Origin of the sequence: uncultured Marivirga sp. (genome assembly GCF_963974845.1) — a bacterium.
GTDB lineage: Bacteria > Bacteroidota > Bacteroidia > Cytophagales > Cyclobacteriaceae > Marivirga > Marivirga harenae.
Map to the genome: position 1 here is coordinate 556,647 of NZ_CAXBEQ010000003.1, position 6,353 is coordinate 562,999.

Below are 6,353 nucleotides of genomic sequence, written 5' to 3' on the forward strand. Positions count from 1 at the left end.
AATTCTTTTGGAGTTCAATTTGATTATATTCAGCAATAATATTCATTATAAATTGCTGAACTTAACTATTTACTACTCATTAAAATCCATGAGACTGTCCCCGCCAAATGGCGGGGACCATAGGTGTGTTCCTTGTGGAGATTATCATTGCTATTAAATTAAGGTGTTCATGTAACGAATTTTTCGCTAAAGCGAAAAAAACTTTTGTTTTCTATTGTATCTTTTGTGGTAAAAAATAATGTTTGTTTATCTATATCAACATTAGCAAATTCCTACCACAAAAGAGACAAGAGAACACATTAGAAAATAACCTTGGTTATTTTTCGGAATTAAATAAGGCTATCTTTGAAAAACAAGCAATTATTATTCATAGACGGAAGTGTAAATAACCAACTCAGAGTGGGCTATGGTGCTGCTCTGTTGCTTTGTGAAAATGAATTATTTCAAAGCAACCTAAAGGAGAAAATTGTGATTCGAAAGTTTGTGTATACTTCTTCTACGAAATTGGAGCTGCAAACTTTAATTTGGGCAATAGAAGAGCTGGTGGGTAGCGCTCAAAAAGTTGTGATTTACACCGATTCTCAAAATATCATGGGTTTACCAGGCAGACGTAAAACCTTAGAAGAAAATGATTTTCATTCTAAAAAAGGAAAGCTTTTAAATCATCATGAATTATATCGAGCCTTCTTTGAAATTACTGACAAGATGCATTGTGAATTTGTAAAAGTGAAAGGGCATCAACCAAGCGAGAATAAAAAAGATTACGAACGAGTATTTACCTTGGTAGATAGAGCCGCCAGAAAAGCTTCTAGAGAATTAGAATAAAGAAATCTACAGGTTTTGAACATAAAAAAAGCTCCCTGACAGGAGCTCTTTATAAATAGTTGGTCAAATTTTAATTACTTCTTTGGAGGCATAATCACTGCATCGATAACATGTACCACTCCATTAGAAGCTGCTACATCAGCAGATACCACATTGGCTCCATTGACTTTAGCACCATCAGCTGTTGTAATCGTTACTTGAGCGCCATTAACAGTTTTGGCTTTCATGCCGTCAGAAAGATCTGTTGACATCACTTTTCCAGCAACAACGTGATAGGTTAGAATAGAAGCCAATTTTTCTTTATTCTCTGGCTTCAATAAGTCGTCTAGTGTTCCTTCTGGTAGAGCTGCAAAAGCTTCATTAGTTGGTGCAAACACTGTAAATGGACCATCTCCTTGAAGTGTTTCAACAAGACCGCCTGCTTTAACCGCAGCAACTAAAGTGGAAAGTGATTCTGTTTCCATCGCTAAAGCTACGATATCCTTTGTTGATTCGTCCATTTCCATTGTCTCTTCAACAGCAGGAGTTTCTTCTGAAACTGCTACTTCCATTGAATTTTCTTCAGTTCCTTCTGTTTTAGATTCTCCACCTCCACATGCTAAGAAAGTAAAGATTAACCCGAATGCGAATACGTAATTTAATTTTTTCATAGTGATTTGATTAAGTGAGCTGATAGAACATAATTAAAATCATTTTGTTTTAAAGAAATTGAATCAGCCAGTTTTCTTATCAAATAAGTTGATTTTTTTTCAGAACAGCTGTCAACTTATCTAAATCGACTGGTTTATCCATAAATCCTATCACATTCGGGTATTCACTCAACTTGGATTTATCGATGCTTTCTGATGATATCATAATGGTTTTGGGTTGATGTTTCATTAAATCTAAAACATCAAAACCAGTGAGGCCATCAATATACTGATCCAAGAAAAGCAAATCTGGCTCATTTCTATGATTATCAAGCAAGCCGCCTAAGGTATCCACTCGAGAACTGATATGCTCAAAATCAGGAAACAGATCTGCCAAATTGGTTTTCAACCATAAGCTGAATACATGGTCATCATCTATAATCAAATATTTTATTTTGCTCATATGGGTGTTAATTTTTATAAGTTTTCACTCAGTCCAAAAGTACAAAAAAATAATTCAACTGAATTGATTCTTTTATCAATGCCGCTAAGAAGACTAGAATTTGATCGCAGGAATTTACTCTTTTCGTAAAAATATAAAGTCACCACCTTCATCACCTGCTTGATAGATAGCACCATACTGCGGTACTTGCCCATTTTTACTGTTATTAATGACTGCTATTTTGAACGAATTGAAAAGCTCTTCTGCCGACAGCAGAATACTAGTATTGTCTATCAGGCGCTGCGATAGATATTTTAGAAAAACGCTTTCATCTGGGACTGTTTTAAGTGTACCGCTTGTAATCGCCTTTCTACTACTCAATTTGTACATCTCCAAAATTGCTCTGCCATTATTGAATTGTACATCTCGTTCTTTAAAGATCCCGCCACTAAAACAAGCATCCGTAATAAGTAAGGTATGTTTGGTGTTGATTCCTCCAATGTAATCTCGGATCGTACTGTTTGAAATCCATTCGGCTTTGTTTTTGGAGGAAGCATTTGTAGGTAACCAATATCCTTGATTCAGTTTCTGATCCCAGATGCCATGGCCAGCATAGAATATGAGCAGTTGATCTCTGTCAGTAATACTATTGCTCAGCTGATCTAAGGCTTCAATAATTGTGGATCGGGAGGCGTTTTTTAATAGCCTAATGTTTTCCTTTTCAAAAGTATAGAAATTACCCAGCACCTCGGCTATCTTTTCAGCATCAGTCACCGGGTGATTTAAATCGGTTATCTCTTCATCTTGATACTCTTCAATTCCAATCAATAATGCGTAGTATTTTCGTTCCTTTAATTCAGAAACTACAAATTCAGTAAATTCATCAGAGGCAATTGGATTACGCTCTTGGCTTGGGGAAATAGGAACTGAACGTTCAGGATCTGGAATATTTTGCTTAACCAAATGAATTTTTCCAGATACACTAGGAGGACAGGTACTGAGCTCCCAATTGCCCTTCCACTTTCCGGATAGGCGCTCTACATCTCCGTTGCTTTCATAGCTTAACTCATGGATTGAAAGACAAGCGCCAAGAAAAGTGTATTCAAAATCTGTAGTTCTAAAACTAAGATTAGTACCTGAGAGACTTCCTACTAAATTCGCTTTAGCTGAATCAGCACCATCCTTCTTTTTCATCTGCACATAACCTTCCACTGAACTCCCGTTTTGTTCGAAATAAAAAGTGCTGCTTAATGCTGAGGATAGCGGAACATTGACCGTTCCATGCCAATAGCCGGAAATATTGAGATCCTGAGCATTCAAAACTAGGCCTGAAAAGAAGTATAATATGAAAAAAAGGCGCTTCATTACTTAAATGTAGTAAAATATTATTAAACGCTTATTTGTGAGCGACTTAGCTTTTAGGAGCATAGTTAATCAGTGAAGTAAAGCAATGCATTAGTTAGGACATTTTCTTCATTCAAACAAATTTCGGTCAATCCCGGGAATTACTTCCAGTGCATTTTCATAATAGACTTTTTTCAAAACAGAGTCGGGGAGGCCCAGCCCATACATTTTCCAATGGGCGTGACGTTTTCTATAATAATCAAAGTACTCATCGCGAGTTTCGAGCACTCTGAAATAAGTATAATACTCTTCTTTATTGTAAGAATCCTTGCCCATTAGTACACGATCTTGGTAATTGATCATAAACTCCCTTGCCGTAATCGGTTGCCGACCTAATTCTGCCAATACTGCACCTATTTCGGTATAGACATTCGGTAACTCATCCAACAATTGTCCTAATCGACTCAGATCATTTCCAAACCAGCCTAAATGGGCAGCAATAAATTTAGTTTCAGGATGCTTACGGAAGATCGCATGCTGCTCGGCCATAACCTCTTCAAAAGAGGGATTCTTTTCTGGATCTTTATAGCGACTGGGGTATTGCTTTAACTCTAACCAACGCTCATTATTTTTATCCTTGGGCAACCAAAAAGCAGCCGGCTCACCAGTGTGAATTAGTACTGGAATTCCCAATTCTCCACATTTTGCCCAGATAGGATCTAATCGTGGATCGTTCACTTTAATTCTATTCCCTTCACTGTCGGTATCCGTTAGTCCAAGGCTCTTATAGACTTTAAGTCCTTTAACGCCCATTTTGACAGCCTCTTCCATCATGCTTAGCGTTTCATTGGGCCAGCCTTGGTCATCAATTTTTTCGAAATCAATATTCATAAAGAGTACAAACCTATTGCTGTATTCTTCATTGACATTCTCCAACGACCATTCCAAATATTTGCCTCTGAACCCACTTAAATTCACCATTACGGCCATATTTAAATCATCCATTTCTTCAACCAGCTTGCCCAGGTCTTGAACCGGCATGGTCCATTGGTGATTATGTACGTCAATGAAGGGGAATTTGGCCTGAGTTAAAAGATGCTCTTGTACTGTGAGGGTAGAAACAGGCTCATATTCTTCGACATCCATCACATTTAATCGATATTGAATTCTACCGATCAACCAATAAGTAATGCCAAGAAAAACTAAAATAGAAATGGGCAATAACACCCATTTCTTTGCTGAAAATGCCATAGATTACTGTAGTGCTACTGGTACTTGAAACATGGTTTCGTCCCAGCTAAAATTAATATTGGCGCCAGAAGCGGTTGAACTAAAACCAATCGTAAAAGTCTCAACGGGTGATGCCGGTATCTGAACTGGTGCTTGAATAGCTAGAACATCCAGCTCTTCATCTGGTTCCACAGCACCGAAGAAAACATCAGTTTCACTGTTTAAGATGATTTCAAATGCATCAGAACCTGGAACTGCGTACATTCTGTACGTTCCAGCTTCCACAGGCTCACCGCCAAATGTCACATCTTTATTAAAGCTAATTTCGGTTGCGGCATTGGCGCCCAACCGCCAATACTTTCCATAAGGCTGAAGTGCACCATCTGCTTCTTCACCAAAAATTAATCTACCTTTTTTAGAAGGTTGGCTATAATCAATCGTCATTTCTAAACCCGATTCATTGTAACTAACTGTAGCGGTCGGGCTTACGGGTTCAGCTATAAATAAGCCATATACTACCCATAGAATGAATAGTAAGATCACTATTCCAACTCCAATTAAAATTTTCTTTCCCATGATTTTGCTTTTTTTTGGTGGTCAATTTAGGGATTTTTTTATGATTCAAGAGTTTTTTCTTTTTTTAATAGGAGAATAGATCACTTGATTATTCTCCCCATGAATTTATAGTAAAAGAACTTTTTGGTGTGAAGGTAGCTTTTGCATATGAGGTTAAGGTCGAGCTATTTATGTTAAAAATTTCTAGCTCATGTGCAGTTAATAGAAGTCAAACAGATAGCGTTGATCGAAGTCAACATCATATTTATTCAAAAAGTTGATGTACTCCTCTTTGAAAGATACAGATTGATGATGAATCTCTTGGTTTTCAATGTAATTGATGACACTGGAGCGTTGAGATTTTGAATAAGAAAATGCCCCATACCCTTCTTGCCACTTGAACTCACGATTTTCAAAGAAGTGATCGTTAAGCCATTTTGAAGAGGATGATTTTAGCTTCATCATATGATCAGCAATTGACATTTTTGGAGCTAGCTCAAAAAAGACATGTACGTGATCTTTCCATCCATTTACTGCAAGCGGATATGCTTCATCGTTTTTTAGAATTCCGTAGAGGTATTTGAAAAGCTGGGGCCGAATATCTTTTGTGAGTTGATATTTCCGACCTTTAACAGCAAAAACACAGTGAATATTGATTTGGGAGTAGGTATTGGCCATGGTTGATTTTTTCAATTTAAAAGCTAGGAATTGTTACTTGATTAGAAAAGTTTCTAAGTGTTTTTTTACGGGTATCATGGTAATGTCGCCCCTACAGGGCTGGGGTGTTCCGCTCATTAGCGGTTACCGTACGGTCGTCCCGATGGGACTTGGAAAGCCTGAACAATGCATACAATCAAACATACAGTACGGTAACTGAGCTACTCCTGAGCCCCTAAGCCCCATAGGGGTGACATTATAGTCCACCTTACTACCAACAGAAGCATAAAATAGTCCTTACAGTAGTGCTAGGGTTGTTGCCGTCAGTGGAGTACTTAACTATCCTGTGGTACTTGTGAAGCCTGAACAATGCTGACTATCAAACAGCTCCGTAGGAGCTACATTACGGTAACTAGCTAGCCAAGCGGCCTGTACCAAAGCTCCGTAGGAGCTATAGTACGGTAACTGAGCTACAGCAGAGCCCTTAAGCCCCATAGGGGTGACATTATAGTCCACCTTACTACCAACAGAAACATAAAATAGTCCTTACAGTAGTGCTAGGGTTGTTGCTGTCAGTGGAGTACTTAACTATCCTGTGGTACTTGGGAAGCCTGATCAATGCTGACTATCAAACAGCTCCGTAGGAGCTACATTACGGTAACTAGCTAGCC

Annotated in this window: 8 protein-coding genes; 1 reads left to right on the plus strand and 7 read right to left on the minus strand. The window is 38.1% G+C overall.

The window, feature by feature from the left end; genetic code table 11:
- Positions 1-345: 345 nt before the first annotated feature.
- The gene (locus AAC601_RS09900; RefSeq protein ID WP_340153149.1) at positions 346-825 is read left to right on the plus strand and encodes an RNase H family protein; all 480 of its coding nucleotides are present in this window, start codon (positions 346-348) and stop codon (positions 823-825) included.
- Between the two features lie 74 nt (positions 826-899).
- On the opposite strand, the gene AAC601_RS09905 is transcribed toward AAC601_RS09900, so the two are convergent.
- The 7 genes from AAC601_RS09905 to AAC601_RS09935 all read right to left on the minus strand — a co-directional run bounded on the left by AAC601_RS09905 (position 900) and on the right by AAC601_RS09935 (position 6,177).
- Positions 900-1,331 carry a fasciclin domain-containing protein gene (locus AAC601_RS09905; RefSeq protein WP_303272114.1) on the minus strand — a complete coding sequence of 144 codons (432 nt, stop codon included), beginning with the start codon at positions 1,329-1,331 and terminating at the stop codon, positions 900-902.
- A 223-nt stretch (positions 1,332-1,554) separates the two neighbouring features.
- The gene (locus tag AAC601_RS09910; protein WP_303269139.1) at positions 1,555-1,917 is read right to left on the minus strand and encodes a response regulator; all 363 of its coding nucleotides are present in this window, start codon (positions 1,915-1,917) and stop codon (positions 1,555-1,557) included.
- Positions 1,918-2,031: 114 nt separating this feature from the next.
- Positions 2,032-3,261, minus strand: a complete 1,230-nt coding sequence (locus AAC601_RS09915; RefSeq protein ID WP_340153150.1) for a caspase family protein — start codon at positions 3,259-3,261, stop codon at positions 2,032-2,034.
- A gap of 108 nt (positions 3,262-3,369) precedes the next feature.
- Positions 3,370-4,491, minus strand: coding sequence for an amidohydrolase family protein (locus tag AAC601_RS09920; protein WP_340153151.1), 1,122 nt, complete (start codon positions 4,489-4,491; stop codon positions 3,370-3,372).
- 3 nt (positions 4,492-4,494) lie between these two features.
- The gene (locus AAC601_RS09925) at positions 4,495-5,046 is read right to left on the minus strand and encodes a DUF2911 domain-containing protein (RefSeq protein WP_340153152.1); all 552 of its coding nucleotides are present in this window, start codon (positions 5,044-5,046) and stop codon (positions 4,495-4,497) included.
- Between the two features lie 198 nt (positions 5,047-5,244).
- Complete coding sequence (tnpA, locus tag AAC601_RS09930) at positions 5,245-5,703, minus strand: IS200/IS605 family transposase (protein ID WP_340153153.1); 459 nt, start codon at positions 5,701-5,703, stop codon at positions 5,245-5,247.
- Between the two features lie 318 nt (positions 5,704-6,021).
- On the minus strand, positions 6,022-6,177 hold the full coding sequence (locus tag AAC601_RS09935) for a hypothetical protein (protein ID WP_340153154.1): 156 nt from the start codon (positions 6,175-6,177) through the stop codon (positions 6,022-6,024).
- Between the last annotated feature and the right edge of the window lie 176 nt (positions 6,178-6,353).

Excerpts from the sequence above, each read along its gene's own strand:
- AAC601_RS09905 (WP_303272114.1), bottom strand. The coding sequence starts at position 1,331 with ATGGAAATGGACGAATCAACAAAGGATATCGTAGCTTTAGCGATGGAA.
- AAC601_RS09910 (WP_303269139.1), bottom strand. The coding sequence starts at position 1,917 with ATGAGCAAAATAAAATATTTGATTATAGATGATGACCATGTATTCAGC.
- AAC601_RS09915 (WP_340153150.1), bottom strand. The coding sequence starts at position 3,261 with ATGAAGCGCCTTTTTTTCATATTATACTTCTTTTCAGGCCTAGTTTTG.
- AAC601_RS09920 (WP_340153151.1), bottom strand. The coding sequence starts at position 4,491 with ATGGCATTTTCAGCAAAGAAATGGGTGTTATTGCCCATTTCTATTTTA.
- AAC601_RS09925 (WP_340153152.1), bottom strand. The coding sequence starts at position 5,046 with ATGGGAAAGAAAATTTTAATTGGAGTTGGAATAGTGATCTTACTATTC.
- tnpA (WP_340153153.1), bottom strand. The coding sequence starts at position 5,703 with ATGGCCAATACCTACTCCCAAATCAATATTCACTGTGTTTTTGCTGTT.
- AAC601_RS09935 (WP_340153154.1), bottom strand. The coding sequence starts at position 6,177 with ATGGGGCTTAAGGGCTCTGCTGTAGCTCAGTTACCGTACTATAGCTCC.